Origin of the sequence: Solibaculum mannosilyticum, from assembly GCF_015140235.1 — a bacterium.
In the GTDB taxonomy this organism is placed as follows: Bacteria; Bacillota; Clostridia; order Oscillospirales; family Acutalibacteraceae; genus Solibaculum; species Solibaculum mannosilyticum.
In genome coordinates this window covers 211051-233906 of the sequence record NZ_AP023321.1, presented here as the reverse complement: position 1 = coordinate 233906, position 22856 = coordinate 211051, and the positions used below count along the sequence as shown (strand labels likewise).

The window sequence follows — 22856 nt, the reverse complement described above, 5'->3', positions numbered from 1 at the left end:
GTTTCGCAGAGCAACAAGGCCCGGGCGACATCAAGTGCCGCCTGGGCCTTACTAAAATTACGTCTATCGGGGCTGTCACTGGGGAAGCTTCTGAATGCTCTCCTCCAGCATGGCGATGGTTTCTTTCAGTTTGGCTTCGGCCTGACGCTGGTTCTCCACCACATGGGCCGGCGCCTTGCTGACAAAGGATTCGTTATTGAGCTTTGCCTGGACGCTGCTCAGATTCTTATTGGCAGTGTCCAGCTCCTTCTGGAGGCGTTTTCTCTCAGCGGCAAAGTCCACCAAGTCGCCCATGGGGATGAACACCTTGGCGTCAGGCGTCACAACCGATACGGCGTTTGCCTCCTCAAACGTTTCATTGACAATCACCGCTTTTCCGCCGGCCAGCTTCGCGATAAAGGGGGCACAGGCGGTAAAGGTATCGGCAAAAGAAGTCTCCACATAAATGCCGCTCTTCTTGGAGGGGGGGACGTTCATCTCAGCGCGACGGTTGCGCACCGCCCGGATGACCGCCATAACCCGTTCCATCTCCTGCTCTTCGGCGGCGAAGTCCAGGGCCGGATCGTAGGCCGGCCAGGAGGAAATCATCAGGCTCTCGCCCTCATGAGGCAGGGTGGTCCAAATCTCCTCGGTGATAAACGGCATAAACGGGTGAAGCAGCGCCAACGTCTTGGTCATGACCCAAGTCAAGACAGCACGGGCATTCTCCGCCTGCTGGCCGCCGTTTTGAAGGCGGAGCTTCGCAAGCTCGATGTACCAGTCGCACAGCACATCCCAGATGAAGTCGTACAGCTTCTGCACCGCAATGCCCAGCTCGAACTTCTCCAGATTGTCTGTAACCTCCTTGGTCAGACGGTTAAACTGGCTGACAATCCACTTCTCCTCCAGCGACAGTTCCTCCGGCAGATACGGGGCCGGCTGGTCCTCATCCAGATTCATCAGGATAAAACGGGAAGCGTTCCACAGCTTATTGGCAAAGTTGCGGGAGGCCTCCACCTTCTCCTGCATGAAACGCATGTCGTTGCCGGGACTGTTTCCGGTGACCAAGGTAAAGCGCAGGGCGTCGGCGCCGTACTGCTCCACGATCTCCAACGGATCAATGCCGTTGCCCAACGATTTGGACATTTTACGTCCCTGAGCATCCCGCACCAGGCCGTGGATAAAGACGGTGCTAAACGGTGTTTCCCCCATCTGCTCCACGCCGGAGAAGATCATCCGGGCCACCCAGAAGAAAATGATATCGTAACCGGTGACCAGGGTATCGGTGGGATAGAAATATTTGAGTTCCGGGGTTTGATCCGGCCAACCCAAAGTGGAAAACGGCCACAGGGCCGAGGAGAACCAGGTATCCAGAGTATCGGGATCCTGATCGAGATGCTCCGACCCGCATTTGGGACAGGTATGAGGCGTCTGGCGGGAGACGACGGTCTCCCCGCAGTCCTGGCAGTACCAGGCCGGGATACGATGTCCCCACCACAGCTGGCGGGAGATACACCAATCCTTGATGTTTTCCATCCAATTGTAGAAAATCTTATCGAACCGCTCGGGCACAAATTTCGTCTTGCCGGAGCGCACCGCTTCAATGGCCGGTTTGGCCAAAGGCTCCATCTTGACAAACCACTGGAGCGATACCCTGGGTTCAATGACGGTATGGCAGCGGTAGCATTCGCCCACGTTGTGCTTCATAGGCTCCACCTTGACCAGGAACCCCTGCTCCTCCAAATGCTTGACGATGAGCTTGCGGGCTTCGTACCGGTCCATACCGGCGTACTGACCGCCCTGCTCGTTGATGACGCCGGTTTCATCCATGACGTTGATGACCGGCAGGTTATGTCTTAAGCCCACCTCAAAGTCGTTGGGGTCGTGGGCAGGCGTAATCTTGACCACGCCGGTGCCGAAATCCTGCTCGACGTAAGTGTCGGCCACGATGGGAATCTCACGGCCCACCAGTGGCAGGATGACCGTCTTCCCGATGAGACCCTGATAGCGTGGGTCGTCGGGATGGACGGCCACAGCCGTATCGCCCAGCATGGTCTCAGGACGGGTGGTGGCCAATTCCACATAGCCGCTGCCGTCGCTCAACGGATACCGCAGGTGCCAGAAGCTGCCGTCCTTTTCGGAGTACTCCACTTCGGCGTCGGAGATGGACGTACAACAGTGGGGGCACCAGTTGATGATGCGTTCGCCCCGGTAGATGAGGCCCTTCTCATAGAGACGGTTAAACACCTCGTTGACTGCCTTGGAACATCCCTCATCCAGCGTGAAGCGTTCCCGCTCCCAGTCGCAGGAGGAACCCAATTTCTTGAGCTGCTCTACGATGCGGCCGCCGTAGGTCTTTTTCCAATCCCAAGCCCGCTCTAAAAAGCCGTCACGGCCGATGTCCTCTTTGGTGACGCCTTCCTCGGCCATCTTGGCCACGATCTTGGCCTCGGTGGCGATGGACGCATGATCGGTGCCGGGCAGCCACAGGGCCGAATATCCCTGCATCCGGCGCCAGCGGATCAGGATATCCTGGATGGTCTCATCCAAGGCATGTCCCATATGAAGCTGTCCGGTGATGTTGGGGGGCGGAATAACAATGGTATACGGTTTTTTCTCGGGATCTATGGTTGCGTGAAAATAATTTCCCTTGATCCACCGGTCGTAGGTACGGTCCTCTACCTCCCGGGGCTCGTAGGTTTTTGGAAGCTGTTTCAAACGGATTCCCCCTCGTTTTATATCGAAAATACAATTGTTAAAAGTATACCATGCTCCCTATACAAAATCAATCACCAGTCCAGCCGCCGGCCGGTAGACAAACTGGAAAAAACAGTGTAAAATGAAATTAAGCCATGAAAAAAGGACTTTTTCTCAAAGACTACTATTGTCTTCGCGGGAACTGTTCCTGAGGGCCCTTCCCGCCTTGGCGCGTGATTGTGGAAGCAGGCGCTGTCTGCTGCGACATGGCTGTGGGTTTTGCCCATCAAGTCATCTTTTTTCCAATTGTCACGTCCTCGCGGGCCTTGTTGCCCGGACTATCCCTGCCTTGAGGCGCGACATGGCTGCGGGCTTTGCCCGTCAAGTCAACCTTTTTTCCAATTGTCGCGTCCTCGCGGGCCTTGCAGCCCGGACTATCCCTGCCTTGAGGCGCGACATGGCTGCGGGCTTTGCCCGTCAAGTCAACCTTTTTTCCAATTGTCGCGTCCTCGCGGGCCTTGTTGCCCGGACTATCCCTGCCTTGAGGCGCGACATGGCTGCGGGCTTTGCCCGCCCGACCGGTGCGGCAATCCGGTGACGACTGGCCGATGGACAATCTCTTTTACACGGAGGGGTGCATAAGAGATTGTCCGTCGGCCCCCTTTTTCAAGAAAGCCTCCCCCCTGATCCAAAAAAGGCTCAGAGGGGAGGCTTTTATCTTTTCCGCCGTTTGTATGGAGTTGGATCATCCGTAAGCCCTACCAAATAGTCCACACTGGTATTGTAAAATATGGCCAGCTGGATGACGACGTCCAACGGATAATTCAGTATTCCTATTTCATATTGGGAATAGGTGTTCTGTTTGATATGGAGCACCTCTGCAATCTGTGTTTGAGTGAGCCCCTGATCGATTCGCAGATCCCGGATCCTTTCGTACTTTAGGCTCCCTGTTCTCAATCCTGTCACCGCCACTTCAGTTCAATTGATTCCTCTTGATAGACAAACTCCCCCTTCCTTTATTCCATGTGGAATAGGGAAGGGGGACGTATTATCCTATTTAAGCGTCCTCTTCGTCTTGAGGGACCTCCTCCAAATTGTGGCCCTCCAAATCATAGGGGGTGCGTTGGTAGACGTAATAGTTGAGCCAGTTGGAAAAAAGAAGGTGAGCGTGGCTGCGCCAATTAATGACGGGAATGCCCTCGGGATTGTTATCCGGAAAATAGTTGTATGGGATCTCCGGATGGATGCCTTTGGCCACATCGCGGGTATATTCATTGGCCAAGGTATCCCGATCGTATTCACAGTGGCCGGTGACGAAAATCTGACGGCCGTCCTTGGATGCCACCAAATAAATCCCGGCGGCATTGGATTCGGCCAGTACCTGAAGCGTTTCCACCTTGTCCACATCCTGACGGCGCACCTCGGCATACCGGGAGTGGGGAGCCATAAAGACCTCGTCGAACCCGCGCGTCAGGGGATGGTTGTGGACGCAAAGGCGATGATAAAACACCCCCGACAATTTCTTCTCCATGGCGTATTTGGGAATGCCATAGTGATAATAAAGTCCCGCCTGAGCGCCCCAGCAGATGTGGAGCGTGGAAAAAACGTGTTTTTTCGACCATTCCATGATGGTACACAGTTCCTCCCAGTAATTGACCTCTTCATAAGGCAAATGCTCCACCGGGGCTCCGGTGATGATCATGCCGTCGTAACGAAGATCTTTGACTTCATCGTAGGTTTTATAAAAATCCAGCAGATGCTGAGCCGGCGTATTCTTGGACACATGTGTGGCAGCCTGGAGCAGATCCACCTCCACCTGGAGGGGACTGTTGCTTAAAAGCCTTAAAAGCTGGGTCTCGGTTTTGATTTTGTCCGGCATCAGGTTGAGAATCAAAATGCGCAGAGGACGGATATCCTGTTTTGTTGCGCGCTCCTGGTCCATCACAAAGATATTTTCCGATTTTAGTACTTTTCGTGCAGGCAGACTTCCCGCGATTTTAATGGGCACAGACAAGACCTCCTCAACAAGCGCCTTCACCACTTGATGGTATATCACTCCAAAGATTTTACATCAATCCAGAAGCGTTATCCATAAATATACCACAAACCCCTCTCAAGCACAACCATCTTTCCCCACGGTCGTTTTTATCGTCAAAAAAGCCCGATCCTCCTCAAAGGAGAATCGGGCTTTGCCATCCTATTAGGGCATAGAGCAGGCCAGTTTATTTAGCAGCCTTGATCTCGTCGATGGACAGGCTATAAATCTTGCTGTCGGTCGAATTGATGAAGTACACCCGTTCGCCCGAGCTGGACAGATACATAGCACGGTCGTCCATCAGCTTGACGGTGTTGCTGCCGTCCAGATTGGTGCGGTAGAGATGGGATCCGTCCTTTGTGGTGATGGAAGTCACTACATAGTCGTCAATCACGCAGAAGGAATCCACAATGCCCTCTACAACCATCTTGCCGTCGTTGATCTTGTCCTCGCCCTCTGCGCAGGAATAGATACCAGGGTTCAAAGACTTCTCTGCGGTCATTACGTCATTGGTGGTCAGCAGATAATAGATCCGTCCATCGTTGCCTTTGACGTCCGGGATGGGGAAGATATCCAGCACGACTTCCTGATTATCCACCTTATTCTCGCCGTTCTTGTCCACAGTGAAGTAGGTGCTGTCAGCACCGGCTTTGGCGTCGTAATTGGTGCAGTACTCAATGTTGCCGTCTTTATTGACGCCCACCCAGCTACACTCATCGGTTACGATCTCTTTCTTGTCCGATCCGTCGTGCTTGACGCGGTAGATATGCTGATCGTCACGGGAGATATAATAGATATACTCCGAATCAGCTGCACTACAGATGGCTTCGATATCCAAGTCCATACTTTCAGCCTTCAGGTTGACCGACGGCGCTTTTTCTGCCTCGGTGACATGGCTGGTCGTATCGTCTGTCAAATTGGCATTGGTGCTGTCGCCAGGGGTACCGCCCTGCTGAGATCCGGATGCATCCCCGCTGCCTTCCCCTGAAGCATCCCCTCCTGTAGTTCCATCCGTGCCGGAAGCGGAATCAGAACCAGAGGCCGAATCGGAAACGCTTGTGCCGCTCTGGGCGCCGCCGGAAGCATCTCCCCCGTCCTTTTTCCCGCAAGCAGCCAACGATGTAGTCAAAAGTGCCAGAAGGCACAATAGAGTAATGGCTTTTTTCATTTTATAGTCCTCCTTAAATCAAATCGAGCAGACCACGGTCGCTGCTGGATTTTCATTTCTACCGACCCCACCTTGTTGTCTTTGTGTATTATAACATTTCAAAACCAGGTTCTCAAGTCAAAACAGTGACTTAATTGTGAATAAAGCGTAAATTTGACGAACAGTACCTGCCAAATACAAGCCTAAATGTACAAATTTCCCTCTGATTAATTGGATGATCTCTGCGTATTCCATTTTTGCAGGGAACGTTTTACATCGTCAAAATGATAGAGCACCGTATTCTTAACCCTCAAAAAGATGTCTTTTCCCCACACTCTCAGCCAACGCCTTTGCCACGCATATGCTTTCATCGCCCAATAGGCCTCTTTTATTTTTCCTTCGCATGCATTTTGCGCCACAAAACAGGCAAGCGCTCCGTTGGGACGGTACCCATCTTCACTCCAGGCTTCCCAGAGACTTCGATCCCCCAGTAATTCCAACATTAATTTTTTATCGTTCACTTTCGGAACTAAATCCATCGCTACGATAATCAATCCCCGCCGGCATAGTTTCCTGTTTTGCGGGGTGTCAAGACCAATTTGAGGTAAAATTCCCTGAAGATATTTTTGAAATCCTAAAGCGTCTTGGATGTGCTTTGGCGTAATATTGTGCACCGTGCTGGACGTATGATAAAAATAATGGTAGAGCGGGCGGCTGATAAAATACATGCTCTCCGCTTGATTCAATACCTGCCATACAAATCGGGCGTCTTCGGCTATGAGACGCCCCTCCTCAAACCGGATTCCCTTTTCACGTAAAAAGGATACGTTATAAAAATTCAGACAACTGCTGTTGATCCTTCCGCACTCAAGTATCATGGGGATCGCCTGTGTACGGATCATTTCTTTGTCCATCAGCGTCTTGCTCTGGATTCCATTTTCAGCCACGGTAGTTTGCCCCAGCCGCTCATGCTGCAATAGATAATGAATCACCTGGGCGCCTGTATCCTCCGCCGCCTGCAGGAGCAGGGATGCCGCATCCTTTTCCAGCCAGTCGTCGGCGTCTAGAAACAGGACGTACTGCCCGCTGGCAGCATCCATACCGGCGTTGCGCGCGGCGGCCGCCCCTTTATTGGGCTGCTCTATGATGCGCAAAAAGGCAACGTGTTGTGCATATGCCCGAGCGACCTCCAGGGAACGGTCGGTAGAACCATCGTCCACTACCACGATTTCTACCCGTCCGTCTTCCGCGCCCTCCTGCAGGATTACGGAATCCAGGCACCGTCCCAGATATTTTTCACAATTGTAGCAAGGGATGATAATGGTCGCTACAGATTTTTTTTGTTTCATTGAATCACCTCTCAAAGTGGTGAGAAACTTCCAATTCGAATAGACATATTATAATAGGATACTATTTTATTTGCAAGAAATACTGTATGTTTCCATTTTCCCAGGGAAATGTGGTTATCATCTGGCAGAGAAGCCGAAAAATTATGGCGAATTGTTGGACTATTTGTGAAAAAATAGTCAAAACCCGATTGACTTCAACATCCAAAAATACTAAAATAGAAGGTATCTTACAATCCGTTTCGCCCATGTGGCAAATCAAATGGAGGTATTGCATTTATGAGCAGAGTTTATAATTTTTCGGCCGGCCCTTCTATGCTGCCCGAATCGGTGCTGAAACGCGCCGCAGATGAAATGTTGGATTACCACGGCTGTGGTCAGTCGGTTATGGAAATGTCCCATCGCTCTAAGATCTACGGCTCGATCATCGAGGCTGCCGAGGCCGATCTGCGCCAGATTATGGGCATTCCGGACAACTACAAGGTCCTGTTTTTGCAGGGCGGCGCCTCCTCCCAGTTCGCTATGGTGCCCCTCAACCTGATGAACGGTTCCGGCAAAGCCGATTATGTCATCACCGGCCAGTGGGCTAAAAAAGCGTTTGCCGAAGGCAGCCGTTACGGCGAAGCCAAGGCTGTGGCGTCCTCGGCCGACAAGACCTTCTCCTACATCCCCAAGCTGGATCCGTCCACCTTCACCAAGGATGCCGACTACTTCCACATCTGCATGAACAACACCATCTACGGCACCAAGTTCCATCAGCTGCCGGAAACCGGCGACGTGCCGCTGGTAGCCGACTTCTCCTCCTGCATCCTGTCGGAACCGGTGGATGTGTCTAAATTCGGCGTGATCTACGCCGGCGCTCAGAAAAACTGCGGTCCTGCCGGCCTGACCATCGTTATTATCCGTGAAGACCTCATCGGCAAAGCACGTGACATCACCCCCACCATGTTCAATTACCAGACCCATGCCGACAACGGCTCCATGTTTAACACCCCGCCCTGCTACGCCATCTATATTTTCGGCCTGGTGCTCCAGTGGATCAAGGATGAAATCGGCGGTCTGGACGCTATGAAGGCTCGCAATGAAGCAAAAGCCGCTGTGCTTTACGATTTCTTGGATAACTCCAAGCTGTTCCGCGGCACGGTTGTGAAGGAAGACCGTTCCCTCATGAACGCTCCCTTTGTCACCGGCGACGCCGATATGGACGCTAAATTCGTCAAGGCTGCCGAAGCCGCTGGTTTCGTCAACCTGAAGGGCCACCGTTCGGTAGGCGGTATGCGTGCCTCCATCTACAATGCCATGCCCATGGAAGGTGTGGAGAAGTTGGTCGCCTTCATGAAGGATTTCGAGGCCAACGCCTAATTCCCGTGTTATTTTAACATTCAATTTATTGAAAAGGCGGAGTTACACTATGTATCGTATTCAAACGTTAAATAAGATCTCGCCCAAGGGCTTAGCCAACCTGGATGAGAACTATGAAGTATCCGACACCATGGAAAATCCCGACGCCATTTTAGTGCGTTCGGCTTCCATGCATGAGATGGAAATGCCTGCATCCCTGAAGGCCATCGCCCGCGCCGGCGCCGGCACCAACAATATCCCGGTAGATCAGTGCGCTGAGGCCGGTATCGTGGTATTCAATACCCCCGGCGCCAATGCAAACGCCGTCAAGGAATTGGTGATCGCCGGTATGCTGTTGTGCTCCCGCAAGGTTGTGGACGGCATCGAGTGGGCCAAATCCCTCAAGGGCAACGGCGATCAGGTGGGCAAGATGGTGGAAAAGGGCAAGAGCTCTTTTGTCGGCCCGGAAATCGCCGGTAAAAAATTGGGCGTCATCGGCTTGGGCGCCATCGGCGTGCGGGTGGCAAATGCCGCCGCCGCATTGGACATGGAGGTGTTCGGTTACGATCCCTACCTGTCGGTAGACGCCGCCTGGGGGCTCTCCAGCCGCATTACCCATGCCAAATCTCTGGAAGAAATCTATCGCGAGTGCGATTATATCACCATCCATGTCCCCCAGACACCCGATACCAAGGGCATGATCAACGCCGAAGCCATCGCCTCCATGAAGGAAGGCGTACGCATCCTCAACTTTGCCCGCGGCGGCCTGGTCAACGAAGCTGATCTCATCGCCGGCCTGGAAAGCGGCAAAGTAGCGGCTTATGTCACAGACTTCCCGTCCGACGCTTTGTTGGATGTGAAGGGTGTTATCCCGCTGCCTCATCTGGGCGCCTCCACCCCTGAGTCGGAAGAGAACTGCGCCTGCATGGCCGCCCTCCAGGTCAAGGACTTCCTGGAAAACGGCAATATCATCAACTCAGTCAACTTCCCCCGCGTGGAGATGGCACGTTCCGCCGGCTGCACCCGTATCTGCATCATCCATCGCAATCTGCCAAACGTGTTGAGCCACATCACGGAATCTGTTTCCTCCATTGGCCTCAACATTGAAAACATGCAGAGCCATTCCAAGAAAGATTACGCTTATGCCATTCTGGACGTCACCGGCGACGTGACGGCCGATGTGCTCAAAAAGATCGACGATAAGGACTTTATTGTCCGCATCTGGACCCTGTAAGGCACTGTTTCGAGAAATCATCCGGCGCGGCTATTGGTGGCGCGCCGGATTTTCTTTTGATGGATGGTACCGTCATTTTCCCCTTGCCATTTTAGGGGACGACAGTTACAATAAGAGAATAAGATTCGTAGTGGGTGCTGCTCTTTTACGCTGTTGAAATGAAGCATCCATTGTTCAAGCCTTATTTTTTCAGGTAACGAAAGGAGATCTGTTCATGTCCTTCAATCAGCTTGACGCACCTCAGGCGGGCGAACTCTCGGCCGTCATGCACACCAGTCTGGGCGATATCAAAATCCGCCTGTTTGCCGATAAGGCTCCCAAAACGGTGGAAAATTTCATCACCCATGCGAAAAACGGGTACTATGACGGCCTGATCTTTCATCGGGTCATCGACGGCTTCATGATCCAGGGCGGCGATCCCACCGGAACCGGTATGGGCGGCGAGAGCATCTGGGGCTCCTCCTTCCAGGATGAATTTGACCCTGATCTGCATAATCTGCGCGGCGCTTTGTCTATGGCCAACGCCGGCCCCAATACCAACGGCAGCCAGTTCTTCATCGTCCAGGCTCCCGAGGTGGATGAGCGTCTCATTGAACAAATGGAACAGCTTTCCGATCGTGGATTCCCTACCCATGCCGTGGAGAACTATAAGGCTGTGGGCGGTACCCCTCATCTGGATTTCCGTCATTCGGTGTTCGGCCAGGTGACGGATGGCATGGATGTGGTAGATGCCATCGCCGCTGTGGCCACCAACGCTCAGGATAAGCCGCTTGAGGATGTGGTGATTCAGTCCATCGACGTCATCGAGTAAGGCTTCTGCATCATTAAATCATACCCCGTCTGTGTTGATGCGGGGTAACTGGAAAAACATCAGAGAAAGGACGTTTCCCATGCACAAGTTTATTCGACGCATTCTTCTTTTGAGCTGCTGTGCCGCTTTAGTATTGAGCCTGACGGCTTGCGGCGGTTCTTTTGGTCCCGCTTCTCAGCTGGACGCTCCCAAAAAGGGTGAGACCATCGCTGTCATGCACACCACCTTAGGCGATATCAGCATCCGCCTCTTCCCCGACCAAGCTCCTAAAGCGGTGGAGAACTTCACCACTCACGCCAAAGATGGATATTACGACGGCCTTAAATTCCATCGCGTCATTGAGGACTTCATGATTCAAGGCGGCGATCCTGAGGGCACCGGCGCCGGCGGCGAAAGCATCTGGGGCACCCCCTTTGAGGATGAATTCGACGAGAATCTCCACAATTACCGCGGTGCTCTGTCGATGGCAAATGCCGGCCCCGATACCAACGGCAGCCAGTTCTTCATCGTCCAGGCCGGCCCTGTGGACGACGCCCTCTATTCGACTTACAGCCAGTACGGCTATAAGTTCGACGAGATGGATGAAAAGGTCAAGGAAACCTACGCTGAAGTGGGCGGTACCCCGTGGCTGGACGGCGTCTATACTCCCGACGGTTCGGGCCATACCGTCTTTGGCCAGGTATTCGAGGGCATGGATGTAGTTGACGCCATCGCCGCTGTGGAGAAAACCCCTACCACCGATGGAAGTCAGCCCTCCACTCCGGTGGAAGATGTGCTCATCAACTCCATTGAAATTATGGAGTACGAAGGCTAAATCCAAGCTATAAAGTGGAGCTGCAAAAAAACACCTTCTGGAATATTCCAGAAGGTGTTTTTCTATTATATCTCCATTTATTCCCCAAACAGGTACGTGATCTCCACCACATTCTCTTTGAGAATGCAGTAATATTCGTAGAGGGTTAAGGCCCTATCCCGGTAATAGTCCAGACGGTATTTATGATACACCGCTTCCCTCTCCTGTTCATCCGGGATCCGTTTGGTCAACAGATTGTAGTAAAGAGCTTGCTGTTCATCGTTCTGGATGGTCCATGCATCCTGCGCATTCTGAAGCAGTACGCTTTGCTGCTCATCACAGGCCCCCAACGCCAATTGAAAGGCGTTGTCGATTTCATCCAGCCAATATCCCATAAAGGAAGCATCCAGCTCAGACTTGGATTCCCCTGCATTCAGATGCTCCTGATACGCCTTATCCAGAGGGTTGCTGCTCTCCAGCGCCGATCGAATGGAGGAATCTATCGTCTGTAAGCTGCCTGATTCCCATTGGGTCTGGGAATCCTCCGCCTGGGAGACCTGCTCCCCCGCATCTCCAACCGAGACCGTCGTCCCCTGCCAGGACGATACCGGCATCTGTGAGCTGGCCGTATCTTGGTTCTTTTGTCCCAACGGCAGCAGCATAAAAAATACCAGCGCTGCGATCAGAACCACCAAGGCCACCACAATCAAGATCACCCGCTTCAAATGATCATCACCCTTTCCATCCATTTTGATGCAAGATACCTTTTATCTCCGGCTTCTGTTTCCATTAAACTACCTGTTATCATACCTGTTTTCGCTCTCTTCTGCAAGCTCTTTGACGCCCTTCCTCCCCTCAAGTTGCAAAAATCCCCCTTCCAGCTCTTCCGGAAGGGGGAAAACAGGATCTTTATTCACAACCCACATCACTCAGCGGACAATACTTTTAACACGTCCTCACCGTGAGTGGCCGTCTTGACCTTTTTAAATACCTTTTGAATGACGCCGTCCGGCCCGATAACAAAGGTGGAACGAAGCAATCCAACCGTCACCTTGCCGTAATTTTTCTTCTCTCCCCAGGCGCCGTAAGCCTGTATGACCTCCTTCTCCGGATCGGCCAACAGCAAAAAGGGCAGTTCATATTTCTCGGCGAATTTCTGATGGGATTCCGACGTGTTGGGGCTGATGCCGATGATAACGGCATCCTTCTCGGTGTAAAGAGGATAATGATCCCGGAATGAACAGGCCTCCTTGGTACATCCCGGCGTGTTGTCCCGCGGATAAAAATACAGAATTACCGTCTTGCCCAGAAAAGACGATAGGCTGACCGGTTGCCCATTCTGATCGGGCAATGTAAAATCGGGCGCTTTTTCCCCTGGCTTGAGCATTATTGATCTCCTCCTGGTTCCACTACAAAATGCAGGCTCTTTGCCTGAGCCTCTATGACGTCCAAAAAGCGCAGATACAACGCTTCTCCTAACCTGGCGTACACCGGATCGTCTTCCCGGTTGCACAGCATGGCAAAGGATTTGCCGATGTCGGCCGGTACCCTTTGTCCCCGGCGCAAGTCCAGGTAATAAAACGAAAAGGCAAAGGAATTCTCCAACTGATCATACAGATCGGGGGCTTCCTTCTTAAGAACATCGTAAAAGCTGCTGAGTGCCGTCCGGGCACAGAGCTGATTGGGGGTATATCGTTCCAGGCCTGTGGACGCTGCAAAGGCGTACAGCAGGCGCCGTTCAAACAGGCCCTGCCCTCCTTCTGCCGCGTCGGCCCCGAAAAGGCTTTCGCTGTCGGACGCCCACATCTCTCCAGCCACCAGCGCGCCCAGCTGCCGCGCCCGCTCCAGATTGCCGTTGCGTTTCTCCCGCTCCAGCTCCTGGGCCGTGTGGTCGAGAATGTTCTCTTCAGGCCTTTCCCGCGAAGGATGATCCCCCGCAATACGGATATCATTGTCGTCCGGCATGTGATGTCACACCTTTCAAAGCAAAACAATTTGAGCTCCCTTACCCCGCTTGATCCTCCTGGGATTTCCCGGCCTGCTCGGCCGCCTTGCGCACGGCCTGGGCCAGCTGGTCCGGACAGGAGGTCTTGCGCATACCGCATTTGATGCCGCTGAGTCTTGCCTCCACTTGATCCACCGTCATGCCCTCCACCAGCTTGGCGATGCCCTGGAGATTGCCGTGGCATCCCCCTTCAAATTGGACGCTGCGGATAACATCCCCATCCAGCTCCAAACGGATGCTGCGGGAACAAACCCCTCTGGGTCGATACAAATACTCCATTTTAACTTCCCCTTTCCAAAGGTCCTTTATACAAAAATCATTCCAATTGTCCGTGGGACTGATGGAATGGTATTCTCTTGTCATACAAAAAGCCGTCGGATCACTCCGGTTTGCGCCGCATTGATTTTTTCAGTTTTAACCAGTATAATAAAATATAGACTGCGTTTTTCCCTGCGGATGTTAACCCTATCGTTCCACCCGGTCCAACAGCTGCCTGAGGGACTGTTCGGGGGTGGTACACGTCCCCAACGGAACGGCTTCGCCCCGGAACCGGCCGTGGAAGTCCGATCCGCCGGTGGTGAGAAGGCGATGTTCCTTTGCCCGCTCCAGAAGATGCTGCCGTGTGGCAGGGCTGTTGCGCGGATGCCATACTTCTACGCCGTCCAGGCCCTCCTCAATGAGTTCTTCCAGCACTTCCAGGCTGTCGTAAATTTCCGGATGGGCCAGCACCGCTGTCCCGCCCGCTTCATGGATGAGGGACAGCATCTCAAAGGCGCTGGGGAACCGGGGTGTTACCAGATAGGCCCCTGTCTTTTGATGGAAAAGCTGGCGGAATAGAACCCCGTAAGCCTCCACATCGTAGCCCAGATCCATCAGGGCCTCCATGATGTGGGTCTTGTAGACACAGGTGCTGTCTTTGGCATATCGTTCCACCATCTCCTGGGTGATGGGATAGTGCGCGGCCACCTTTTCAATCATTTGATGCACCGCCTCCCGGCGGCGGCGTCCGATCTCTTGGCAGATGGGCTCCAGCACCTGGAGCTTCTTCGGGCCGTAGCACAACAGATGCACTTTTCTCCCCCGTTTTTCATCCACGCAGGAGAATTCCGCTCCCGGGATCACACGGATTTGTCGCCCCTTTTCCAGGTCTTTCGCCTGCCGGCATCCTGCCAGCGTATCGTGATCGGTGATGGCAATAACGTCGAGCTTTAGTCTTTGGCCCAACCGGACCAGATCCTCTGGAGGAAGGGAACCGTCGGACAATCGGGTGTGACAATGCAGATCTCCTACTTGCATGGATACTCTCCTTTTGCGATGGATAAAACGACAGGGAAGCCGTCTAAAAAAGTAAAAAATTGACAATGATGAGCTTGTCCTTTATTATACACCCGTTAAAGCCATAAAACAAGCGGATAACCTTACCTATGACGGCGGCGATTCCCTATGTAATGTGAAATATTTTCCCTTTGTGGGAAAAGCTTTCGGATCCCACCCGCTAATATCTATGAGAAAGAAGTACTTTTCATGAAGATAAACATTCGTCGTTATTCCACTCTTTACGAGCAAATGCACGCTTCCGCTCTGAAAAATCCTCAGGGGACGGCTCTGCTCTTTTACGGCACTACCTTGTCCTACCGTCAATTGGATGAATTGGTGGACCAATGTGCCGCCGGCCTCTTGGCTCTGGGGGTAAAGCCAGGCGATCGAGTCACGATCTGTATGCCTAACCTTCCTCAAACGGTGGCGGCGATTTACGCTGTCAACCGCATCGGCGCGGTGTGCAATATGCTGCACCCTTTGTCGACTTCCGATGAGGTGCGCCATGGGGTAGAATTGGTGCGGTCTAGCGTAGCCTTTTGCTTTGATCTTTCGGAAAAAGCCTTTGACGGCTTGGACATCACATTGATCCGCTGCAAGACCTGCGACTTCTTTGAAAAGACACCTGTGGGATGGATCCGCGGCAAGGTGTATACTCACAGCGTCCGGCAAAAGGTGGGGACGGCTCATGTATCCCAAAGTCTCACCTGGAACCAGTTCCTGAAACAGGGCGAGATATGGAGCTCGTCCCATTCTCTGCCGGATGCCGCGTCTGATTCGGAAGCCACCGCCGCCGTTATGTACACCGGCGGTACCACCGGCCTCCCCAAAGGGGTGATGCTGTCCAACGCCGCCATCAACGCCCTCTCCTTCCAGCTCTTCCCGGTGCTCGGGGAAGCCAGACGGTCCGACGGCATGCTGGGCGCATTGCCGGTATTCCACGGCTTCGGATTTGCCTTCTGTATGCACACCGCTATGGCGGCCGGTATCCGTTTGGCTCTGATCCCCCGGTTCGACGCCAAGGAGTGCTGCCGCATCATCACAAAGCAACGGCTGACCTTTTTGTTCAGCGTCCCATCCTTCTTTGAACGGCTGCTCAAATGCGGCCTCCTTGACGGCAAGGATTTGTCTTTTGTCCGCTTCATCGGCAGCGGCGGGGATGTGGTATCCGACGACCTGCGGCAAAAAATGGACAAGCTCCTGTCCCAAGGCGGCAGCTCCTGCCGGTTTCTCACCGGGTACGGCTTGACTGAATGCGTTACCGCCTGCTGTTTTACCGATCCCTATCTGTCCTATCACACCGGATGCATCGGCGTCCCCATGGAGGGCAACGAGATGAAGGTGGTCCGTATGGGCACCACGGAAGCCCTGCCGGAGGGGGACGGCGAGATTTGCGTCACCGGCCCCACTCTGATGCAGGGGTACTGGGAGGATCCGGAGGAAACAAGGAAAGTCCTCAAACGCCACGAAGACGGACGCATCTGGCTGCACACCGGCGATGTGGGATGCCAAGGCGAAGGCGGGATCTATTTCCGTCAACGTCTCAAACGGGTGCTGAAGGTCTCTGGATATCTGGTCTATCCGTCGGCCATTGAAGAAAAGTTAAGGTGCAGCTCCCTGGTGGAGGACTGCTGTGTAGTGGGCATGGATACTCCAAAAGGCACCCGTGTCAAGGCCTATGTGGTGCCGCGCCGGGAGCCTCAAAACGATCAGGAGCGGCAGAAATGGGCCGAGGATATTACCGGGTTCTCCCGGGAACATCTGAACCTATGGAGTGTGCCGGCCCAAGTGGAATTTTTATCGGAGCTCCCTCATACCAAACTGGGAAAAGTGGATTATAAGGCGCTGCAATAAACGGAAAAGAACATCGTCTGCAAATGCGGGAAAGGACGTGTAACTATGAACAAAGAGGAAGTTATCCAGTACCTGGAGGGAAAAGGCATCCCTTTTGACGTCATGGACCATCCGGCGGTATACACCATCGAGGACATGGAGAAGCTCCACATTACCGATCAAGGAGAGGTTTGCAAGAACCTCTTCCTGCGTGACGCCAAAGGAAAACGGCATTTTCTCGTAACGCTTTTAAAGGATAAACGGGCCGATCTAAAGCAGATCCAGGAGCAGCTGGGCTGTACCAAACTGAGCTTTGCTTCGGAGCAACGGCTGCAAACATATCTGGGCTTGACAAAAGGTTCCGTCACCCCCTTGGGCATCCTCAACGATGCGGAGTGCTGTGTGGAAGTGGTATTTGACCGGGAGCTTATAAGAAAATCTCGATTGGGTGTTCATCCCAACGAAAATACCGCCACTCTCTGGATCTCCTTTGAAGACCTCCTGAATCTAGTAAAACAACACGGCAATCCCATCCATATGCTGGATATTGAACCATAGTACCAATCCCCCCTGGAAGAAGCCACAACATCTTCCAGGGGGGATTTTTTTTGATAAAATAAAAAGGATGTATCCGAAGATACATCCTTTTCTTTGGAGCGGATTACGAGGCTCGAACTCGCTACCTCCACCTTGGCAAGGTGGCGCTCTACCAGATGAGCTAAATCCGCATTCACACTGACTCAAGTCAGCATGAACTATTATAATGCGTGTTACCGCATTTGTCAAGGAAAAAATACAAAAATCACGAGAAAAAGATTGTTTTTTGTTCTTTAGGAGAAAAGATGACGCAGATCCTCCAAGTCCAGACCGCCTGCCCCGTCCCCGGACGAAATAAGCTGATCGATCAAGGCGCGTTTCCGGTTCTGTAGATCCAGGATGCGTTCCTCCACCGAATTCTCGGCGTACAGGCGGATGACATGCACCACCTTTTTCTGTCCGATGCGATGGGCCCGGTCGGTGGCCTGGTTCTCCACCGCCGGATTCCACCAGGGGTCAAAGTGAATGACGGTATCGGCCCCGGTGAGATTAAGCCCTGTCCCTCCCGCTTTCAGGGACAAAAGAAACACAGATGCTTCCCCTTTGTTGAAGCTTTCCACCATCTTGACCCGTTCCTGGGAGGGGGTATTGCCCTCCAACAGGAAGTGGCTGATCCCCATATCCTGAAGGGTATCGGAGATGAGGTGAAGCATTTGGGCAAATTGGGAGAAAATAAGGATGCGGTGCCCTTCCAGCATGCCGTCCTGGATGAGTTCCAAAAGCAGATCCAGCTTGCCGCTCCCCCCGCGGTAATGATCCACAAACAGGCCCGGATGGGCGCACAGCTGCCGCAGACGCGTCAGCAACGCCAGCATGCGGATCCGGTTTTTCTCCCCGCCGTCTCCCATTTCCGTCTCAAATTGGTTGCGGGCCTTGGCCAGATAGGCGGCGTATAATTTGCGCTGTTCGGTTGTCATACCGCAGGCCATGGCCGTCTCCAGCTTAGGCGGCAGCTGATCCAGCACGTCCTTTTTCATCCGGCGCAGAATAAAGGGACTGGTCAAACGGCGCAGACAGTCGGCTGCATCCTCGTCCCCGCTTAGGATGGGCGTCTCCAACTTGTGTTTAAACCGGTCATAAGGTCCCAGATACCCCGGCATAATAAAGTCGAAAATGCTCCACAGATCCCCCGGCGTATTTTCCACCGGCGTACCGGTTAGGGCATAGCGGATATCGGCGCTGACCTGCTTGACCGAGATGGCGTTCTGCGTCTGATGATTTTTGATATACTGGGCCTCGTCGATAAAGCAATAGTGGAAATGGATGTTGCGGTAAAGGCTGATATCCCGCCGGAGAAGGTCATAGGAGGTGATCATCACGTCCTCCTTGGCCTCCTTGATCATGGGAGCCCGTTGCTCGGCGTTTCCCGACACCACGCATACCGAGAGTTCGGGGGCAAACCGGCGCACCTCGCTTTTCCAATTGTATACCAGGGAGGTGGGACACACAATAAGCGTCCGTCCCTTCCCCTTTCCCGATGCGATGAGGGTAGTGGCCTGCAAGGTCTTGCCCAGACCCATCTCATCGGCTAAAATACCGCCCATGCCGTACCGTTCCAACGCCTTCATCCACTTGACGCCGCTTGTCTGATAATCCCACAGCTGCACGGTCATCCAATCGGGCGGTGTGAAAGGCTGGCGCTCGTAGTTGGATAAGGACAGAATATCCTGCGTGAATTTGGCGTCCAATTGGACGTCAATGTCCTTATTCTGACTCAGCAGGCTTTCCAAGCCCGCCTCCAAATACGCCGGCACCTGGATGCGATTTTGTAACACGTCCTCTTCGCGCATGTGAAGCACGTCGGCCACCTGGCTGAGCTGCTGGACGGCGGCGTTGTCCATGGGTGCAAAGGAACCGTCGGGCAGACGATGATATGGCTTTTTCTCCTCCACAGCCTGTAGCAGCTCCCACAATTCGGCCCGGGTGTAGTGATCGTTCTCCAGGCCGATGAGCAGTTGGGATCCCTCCCGCTTGATGGTCAACCGGGGTTTTACCGGCAGGCGCAGGCGAATGCTCTTAAAGGCGGCGGTGACGTATACCTCGGCCACCTCCTGGAGCTGGCCCACCCCTTCCCGCGCAAGACGAAGAAGATTCTCCTCCCCATTCAGCACATAATGATCCTTTTCCGGAAGCGATCGGAAACCATTTTCCACCAGTACCCCAATGACATGCTCCTCCCGCGGAAGGTCACGCTGGGGCAGAGCCGACGGATCCTCCACACCATAGTCAAACTGGAGCTTGCACAATACCTGAGACCCTTGCCGATCCAGCCAGATGCGGGGCGTCATGGAGGCAGTGCGGACCCGATGAATGGTGCCGTCCACCTGAGCCCAGCCGCGCTGTTCCAGAGCCGGCAACGCGGTGGACAGCACCCGGTTCTGGTACTCCTCCGGAATGGATACCTGTCCTCCGCAGACATCCAGCAGATCCAGCGCGGGCAGAAGAAGCGCGGCATCTTTGTCCGAAAGGTGCACCAGGCGATCCCCCCACAGCATGATGCAAGGGGTACGGCAGTAGACCTCCCGTTTGCCCTGCGGGAAAAGGGTCATGGTGAGACGCTCCCCTTCCGGCTGGGAAAATTTCATCTGGATATCCATACCCTGAGCGCCCTCCTGAATGAGAAGAGGGACATCTTCCCCCCGTCCGGGAAGGGACACCGGAACCTCTCTCCCCGCCAGTACCGGCATGAGGCCGGCCATCTGGACAGGGGTCATCAACAGGCGGCGGCCGATGGGACTGCCCCCTCCCGCCAAGATGGCCTGAAGGATGGCCTGCCATTCCTCCACCGTCTGGCGGACAAAGCCGATGAGCGGCCGATCCTCGGACACAAAAGCGGCCGGGACATGGACAAATTCCAGCTCTTTGCCGTAAGCTACCGCGCGTTCCGATGAAAAAGCCCCGCAGAATTCCTTGACGCTGCGCACCGCGTATTTTCGATTTTTCCCGATGCTCAGCTCCAGGAAGAATCTCATCGTCCCACCGCTTGTCTGATCCACCGTAAGACGGGGATAAAGATGCACCCCGTGGCAGGACTGCCCCATCAAATGGGGATAGGTCTCGGACACCAGATGGGTGTATCGGCTGACCATCCGGCCCACATCCTCCTCCCGGATGGAGGTATGTTCCTCCCCTTCCGGCGGAAGCAGCGCCAGTACGGCTGCCACGCCGTGTTCGCACCATCCGTTTTGGACGTGGCCGTAACAGGCGGGACAGAATACCTCCCCTAACGTGCCGTCGGGATGGAAGTGCACTGTCACAGTGGGGTGGTCTCCGATGCGGCAGTAAAGCTCTCCCAGACGGCCGGCGGTGGTATCCACATGCACCATGCCGCTGCGGAACAACACCAATCCCTTGAAATAGGCGGGACGGTGGGTGGCATGGCTCAATACATAAGCCTTATCGATGCGTAAAGGCGGCAGCACTGCCGAAGATACGGTTTTTGATGCCTCAAATTGTGAAACCTGTTTGCTCATGGGGACACTCCAATTTTGACGTTTATCTCTCTATTTTACACTGTTTTTATCCTTTTGTTAAGAGATGACGCGCAACTGGAATGTATTTTTCCCTTTTGCCTAAAAGTATCGGTTCCCTTGATTCTCTCCATAGAGATAAATATAACCCTCATCGGAAAGTCCCAATATGTAATCGGTGCTGATATGATAATATTGCGCCAGCGCAATGAGCATGTCGATGGGCAGATGCCGCACCCCATTTTCCCAATGAGAATAGGCGCGTTGGGAACAGTGCAAGATATTGGCCAATTCCTCTTGACTAAGATGATGTTGTTTTCGCAGCTCTTTTAAACGCTGTGTGTACATAAAACGGACCCTCCTTTTTACCGGCCGTATGAAAACTCCCGTTTGACTTCCAGGCATCCTTTTCGATAACCTGAAATCACAATCAAACTGGTTTTGAAATTCCCTGTGTCTTGTGGTGTATTCCGCATCCGGGCCGGGAATCCTATTTTTATCCATTGAAAAAATAGGAGGCTAACCCAATGCATGAATCTATTTGGATGAGCGATGTTTCCCTGCCCCAGTATGAGCCGCTGCGCGGGGAGCATCGGGTGGACGTGGCGGTCATCGGCGGAGGTCTGGCCGGCATTTTATGCGCCCGTAAGCTCCAGCAGGACGGCGCTAAGGTAGCTGTGCTGGAGGCCGACCGCATCGGCGGCGGCACTACCGGCCATACCACGGCTAAAATTACGTGTCAGCACCGCTTGCCCTACGATCGTCTTGTCAGCGGCATGGGGGCTTATAAAGCAAAGCTCTACTACCAGGCAAACCAGGCGGCAGTGGAACAATATCAAAAGCTGATCAAAGAGAATCAGGTGGACTGCGATTTTAAGAGTACATCGGCCGCCTGCTACGCTGTACATGAGGAAGACCTCCAGCTTCTCAGACGGGAAGAAAAAGCGGCAAAACAGTTGGATATCCCCTATACCATGGTGGACACACCCGATCTTCCCTTCCACACTCTGGGGGCACTGGAGATGCCCGGACAGGCACAGTTTCATCCGCTGAAATTTTTAAAGTGGGCGTCAAAAGATCTCACCATCTACGAGCATTCCCGAGCGCTGTCCATTGAGAAGGATACCGTCTCCACCGGGGAAGGCAAGCTCAGGGCCGATCAGATTGTGGTATGCACCCATTATCCCTTTGTCAATACGCCGGGGTATTATTTTTTACGCATGTACCAAAAAAGATCCTATGTGGTGGCCCTCAAGGGCGCGAAACCGGTGCAACGCATGTACATCGATGCCAGTCCCAAAGGTTACTCCTTCCGCCAACAGGGTGATCTCGTACTGATGGGCGGTGAAGGGCACAAATGCGGCCGGGATCCAAAAGGCCACCGCTTTGAGGCGCTGGAACAGGCGGCTCTTTCCCTTTATCCTGAGGCCCAGGTGGTATCACGGTGGTCGGCTCAGGACTGCATGACACTGGATAACATTCCCTATATCGGCCATTATTCCACCAAGCTGGACAACCTGTATGTGGCCACCGGTTTCGGCAAATGGGGGATGAGCAGCAGCATGATGGCAGCCCTTCTGCTGGGGGATATGATAAAGGGAAATGTGAACCCTTGGGAGGAGATCTTTACGCCCCGCAGATTTCAGCTTGGACTGTCGGCCAGTACGCTTTTGTCATCCGCCGGGGACGTTATCAAAGGCCTCACGGTGGATAAGATGGCTCCTCCCCAGCGCAAAACCCATCCTCAACCCGGGGATGGCGCCACAGTGGCCCGCGGCGTGATGGGCAAAGCTGGAGAGTTCCAAGATCCCCAAGGGCATCTTCACGCCGTCAAGCCCACCTGCGCCCACATGGGATGCGAACTCACCTGGAATGCCGACGAACAAACCTGGGATTGTCCATGCCACGGCTCCCGGTTCACCGCCGATGGTTCGGTGGTGGACGGACCTGCTCAGACCAATCTTCATCCCCCTGCACAGATGTAGGGGGATGACCTTTTTCGATCACTGTCCGGTAACGTTATGTGAATTTTCTTCACATAAACCGTGCAAAAAAAGGTTGTCTATCTGCGGAATCTGACAACCTCATAGGATTATCATACTATAATTTTCTTTTTTTGACAAGCTGAGTGAGACAATATTTTCATATTTTTTATAATACTACAAAAAAAACTGTGTATAAAATCCAGATTTCTTCGGATCAGTCGCTTGATAAGCTCAATCCCTGCATATTTTATTGCGTTTTTCCCAGT

At 53.4% G+C, this 22856-nt stretch carries 19 protein-coding genes and 1 tRNA gene; 7 read left to right on the top strand and 13 right to left on the bottom strand.

The genetic code is table 11. From position 1 onward, the window contains the following. Nucleotides 1-75 precede the first annotated feature (75 nt). The 5 genes from C12CBH8_RS01010 to C12CBH8_RS00990 form a co-directional block, all read right to left on the bottom strand. Complete coding sequence (locus C12CBH8_RS01010) at nucleotides 76-2697, bottom strand: valine--tRNA ligase (protein WP_246441621.1); 2622 nt, start codon at nucleotides 2695-2697, stop codon at nucleotides 76-78. A 693-nt stretch (nucleotides 2698-3390) separates the two neighbouring features. Next, nucleotides 3391-3633, bottom strand: coding sequence for a helix-turn-helix domain-containing protein (locus C12CBH8_RS01005; protein ID WP_090264139.1), 243 nt, complete (start codon nucleotides 3631-3633; stop codon nucleotides 3391-3393). Nucleotides 3634-3733: 100 nt separating this feature from the next. Then, nucleotides 3734-4684 (bottom strand): homoserine O-acetyltransferase MetA, encoded by a 951-nt coding sequence (gene metA / locus C12CBH8_RS01000; RefSeq protein ID WP_090264093.1) that lies wholly within the window; start codon nucleotides 4682-4684, stop codon nucleotides 3734-3736. Nucleotides 4685-4898: 214 nt separating this feature from the next. Next, nucleotides 4899-5879, bottom strand: a complete 981-nt coding sequence (locus C12CBH8_RS00995; protein ID WP_090264091.1) for a DUF5050 domain-containing protein — start codon at nucleotides 5877-5879, stop codon at nucleotides 4899-4901. A gap of 206 nt (nucleotides 5880-6085) precedes the next feature. Then, the gene (locus C12CBH8_RS00990) at nucleotides 6086-7207 is read right to left on the bottom strand and encodes a glycosyltransferase family 2 protein (RefSeq protein WP_090264089.1); all 1122 of its coding nucleotides are present in this window, start codon (nucleotides 7205-7207) and stop codon (nucleotides 6086-6088) included. Between the two features lie 276 nt (nucleotides 7208-7483). Between C12CBH8_RS00990 and serC the strand changes: the two genes are divergently transcribed. The 4 genes from serC (at nucleotide 7484) to C12CBH8_RS00970 (ending at nucleotide 11404) form a co-directional block, all read left to right on the top strand. Next, on the top strand, nucleotides 7484-8566 hold the full coding sequence (gene serC / locus C12CBH8_RS00985; RefSeq protein ID WP_099323082.1) for a 3-phosphoserine/phosphohydroxythreonine transaminase: 1083 nt from the start codon (nucleotides 7484-7486) through the stop codon (nucleotides 8564-8566). A 49-nt stretch (nucleotides 8567-8615) separates the two neighbouring features. Beyond that, nucleotides 8616-9779, top strand: a complete 1164-nt coding sequence (locus C12CBH8_RS00980; protein ID WP_090264084.1) for a 3-phosphoglycerate dehydrogenase family protein — start codon at nucleotides 8616-8618, stop codon at nucleotides 9777-9779. Between the two features lie 214 nt (nucleotides 9780-9993). Next, on the top strand, nucleotides 9994-10590 hold the full coding sequence (locus C12CBH8_RS00975) for a peptidylprolyl isomerase (protein ID WP_090264082.1): 597 nt from the start codon (nucleotides 9994-9996) through the stop codon (nucleotides 10588-10590). A 79-nt stretch (nucleotides 10591-10669) separates the two neighbouring features. After that, nucleotides 10670-11404 carry a peptidylprolyl isomerase gene (locus C12CBH8_RS00970; RefSeq protein ID WP_215533377.1) on the top strand — a complete coding sequence of 245 codons (735 nt, stop codon included), beginning with the start codon at nucleotides 10670-10672 and terminating at the stop codon, nucleotides 11402-11404. 77 nt (nucleotides 11405-11481) lie between these two features. Here C12CBH8_RS00970 and C12CBH8_RS00965 read toward each other — a convergent pair whose 3' ends face one another. From C12CBH8_RS00965 to C12CBH8_RS00945, 5 genes are all read right to left on the bottom strand, one after another. Continuing rightward, on the bottom strand, nucleotides 11482-12108 hold the full coding sequence (locus C12CBH8_RS00965; protein ID WP_215533376.1) for a hypothetical protein: 627 nt from the start codon (nucleotides 12106-12108) through the stop codon (nucleotides 11482-11484). A 200-nt stretch (nucleotides 12109-12308) separates the two neighbouring features. Beyond that, entirely contained in the window at nucleotides 12309-12770 is a 462-nt protein-coding gene (gene bcp / locus C12CBH8_RS00960) for a thioredoxin-dependent thiol peroxidase (protein WP_099323080.1), read from the bottom strand. After that, on the bottom strand, nucleotides 12770-13348 hold the full coding sequence (locus C12CBH8_RS00955) for a hypothetical protein (RefSeq protein WP_090264075.1): 579 nt from the start codon (nucleotides 13346-13348) through the stop codon (nucleotides 12770-12772). Before C12CBH8_RS00955 ends, bcp begins: the two co-directional genes overlap by 1 nt. A 40-nt stretch (nucleotides 13349-13388) precedes the next feature. Further along, complete coding sequence (locus tag C12CBH8_RS00950) at nucleotides 13389-13667, bottom strand: TIGR03905 family TSCPD domain-containing protein (RefSeq protein WP_090264073.1); 279 nt, start codon at nucleotides 13665-13667, stop codon at nucleotides 13389-13391. A gap of 186 nt (nucleotides 13668-13853) precedes the next feature. Beyond that, nucleotides 13854-14684, bottom strand: coding sequence for a PHP domain-containing protein (locus tag C12CBH8_RS00945; protein ID WP_099323079.1), 831 nt, complete (start codon nucleotides 14682-14684; stop codon nucleotides 13854-13856). 228 nt (nucleotides 14685-14912) lie between these two features. On the opposite strand from C12CBH8_RS00945, the gene C12CBH8_RS00940 reads away from it, so the two are divergent. Both C12CBH8_RS00940 and C12CBH8_RS00935 read left to right on the top strand, forming a co-directional pair. After that, on the top strand, nucleotides 14913-16559 hold the full coding sequence (locus C12CBH8_RS00940) for a class I adenylate-forming enzyme family protein (RefSeq protein WP_215533375.1): 1647 nt from the start codon (nucleotides 14913-14915) through the stop codon (nucleotides 16557-16559). Nucleotides 16560-16604: 45 nt separating this feature from the next. Then, a complete protein-coding gene (locus C12CBH8_RS00935) occupies nucleotides 16605-17096 on the top strand; it encodes a prolyl-tRNA synthetase associated domain-containing protein (protein WP_090264069.1) in 492 nt (163 codons plus the stop codon). A 94-nt stretch (nucleotides 17097-17190) separates the two neighbouring features. On the opposite strand, the gene C12CBH8_RS00930 is transcribed toward C12CBH8_RS00935, so the two are convergent. The 3 genes from C12CBH8_RS00930 to C12CBH8_RS00920 form a co-directional block, all read right to left on the bottom strand. Continuing rightward, nucleotides 17191-17266: transfer RNA gene (locus tag C12CBH8_RS00930), tRNA-Gly, on the bottom strand. A 102-nt stretch (nucleotides 17267-17368) separates the two neighbouring features. Next, nucleotides 17369-20608, bottom strand: a complete 3240-nt coding sequence (locus C12CBH8_RS00925) for a DEAD/DEAH box helicase (RefSeq protein ID WP_215533374.1) — start codon at nucleotides 20606-20608, stop codon at nucleotides 17369-17371. Between the two features lie 99 nt (nucleotides 20609-20707). Next, a complete protein-coding gene (locus tag C12CBH8_RS00920) occupies nucleotides 20708-20953 on the bottom strand; it encodes a helix-turn-helix domain-containing protein (protein WP_090264067.1) in 246 nt (81 codons plus the stop codon). Between the two features lie 179 nt (nucleotides 20954-21132). On the opposite strand from C12CBH8_RS00920, the gene C12CBH8_RS00915 reads away from it, so the two are divergent. Next, nucleotides 21133-22590 (top strand): FAD-dependent oxidoreductase, encoded by a 1458-nt coding sequence (locus C12CBH8_RS00915; protein WP_090264065.1) that lies wholly within the window; start codon nucleotides 21133-21135, stop codon nucleotides 22588-22590. Nucleotides 22591-22856 lie beyond the last annotated feature (266 nt).

Coding starts and splice junctions, on each gene's coding strand:
- C12CBH8_RS00935 (WP_090264069.1), top strand. CDS start 16,605: ATGAACAAAGAGGAAGTTATCCAGTACCTGGAGGGAAAAGGCATCCCT.
- C12CBH8_RS00925 (WP_215533374.1), bottom strand. CDS start 20,608: ATGAGCAAACAGGTTTCACAATTTGAGGCATCAAAAACCGTATCTTCG.
- C12CBH8_RS00990 (WP_090264089.1), bottom strand. CDS start 7,207: ATGAAACAAAAAAAATCTGTAGCGACCATTATCATCCCTTGCTACAAT.
- C12CBH8_RS00970 (WP_215533377.1), top strand. CDS start 10,670: ATGCACAAGTTTATTCGACGCATTCTTCTTTTGAGCTGCTGTGCCGCT.
- C12CBH8_RS00915 (WP_090264065.1), top strand. CDS start 21,133: ATGCATGAATCTATTTGGATGAGCGATGTTTCCCTGCCCCAGTATGAG.
- C12CBH8_RS00950 (WP_090264073.1), bottom strand. CDS start 13,667: ATGGAGTATTTGTATCGACCCAGAGGGGTTTGTTCCCGCAGCATCCGT.
- C12CBH8_RS00920 (WP_090264067.1), bottom strand. CDS start 20,953: ATGTACACACAGCGTTTAAAAGAGCTGCGAAAACAACATCATCTTAGT.
- C12CBH8_RS00980 (WP_090264084.1), top strand. CDS start 8,616: ATGTATCGTATTCAAACGTTAAATAAGATCTCGCCCAAGGGCTTAGCC.
- C12CBH8_RS00975 (WP_090264082.1), top strand. CDS start 9,994: ATGTCCTTCAATCAGCTTGACGCACCTCAGGCGGGCGAACTCTCGGCC.
- C12CBH8_RS00955 (WP_090264075.1), bottom strand. CDS start 13,348: ATGCCGGACGACAATGATATCCGTATTGCGGGGGATCATCCTTCGCGG.
- C12CBH8_RS00945 (WP_099323079.1), bottom strand. CDS start 14,684: ATGCAAGTAGGAGATCTGCATTGTCACACCCGATTGTCCGACGGTTCC.
- bcp (WP_099323080.1), bottom strand. CDS start 12,770: ATGCTCAAGCCAGGGGAAAAAGCGCCCGATTTTACATTGCCCGATCAG.
- serC (WP_099323082.1), top strand. CDS start 7,484: ATGAGCAGAGTTTATAATTTTTCGGCCGGCCCTTCTATGCTGCCCGAA.
- C12CBH8_RS00940 (WP_215533375.1), top strand. CDS start 14,913: ATGAAGATAAACATTCGTCGTTATTCCACTCTTTACGAGCAAATGCAC.
- C12CBH8_RS00995 (WP_090264091.1), bottom strand. CDS start 5,879: ATGAAAAAAGCCATTACTCTATTGTGCCTTCTGGCACTTTTGACTACA.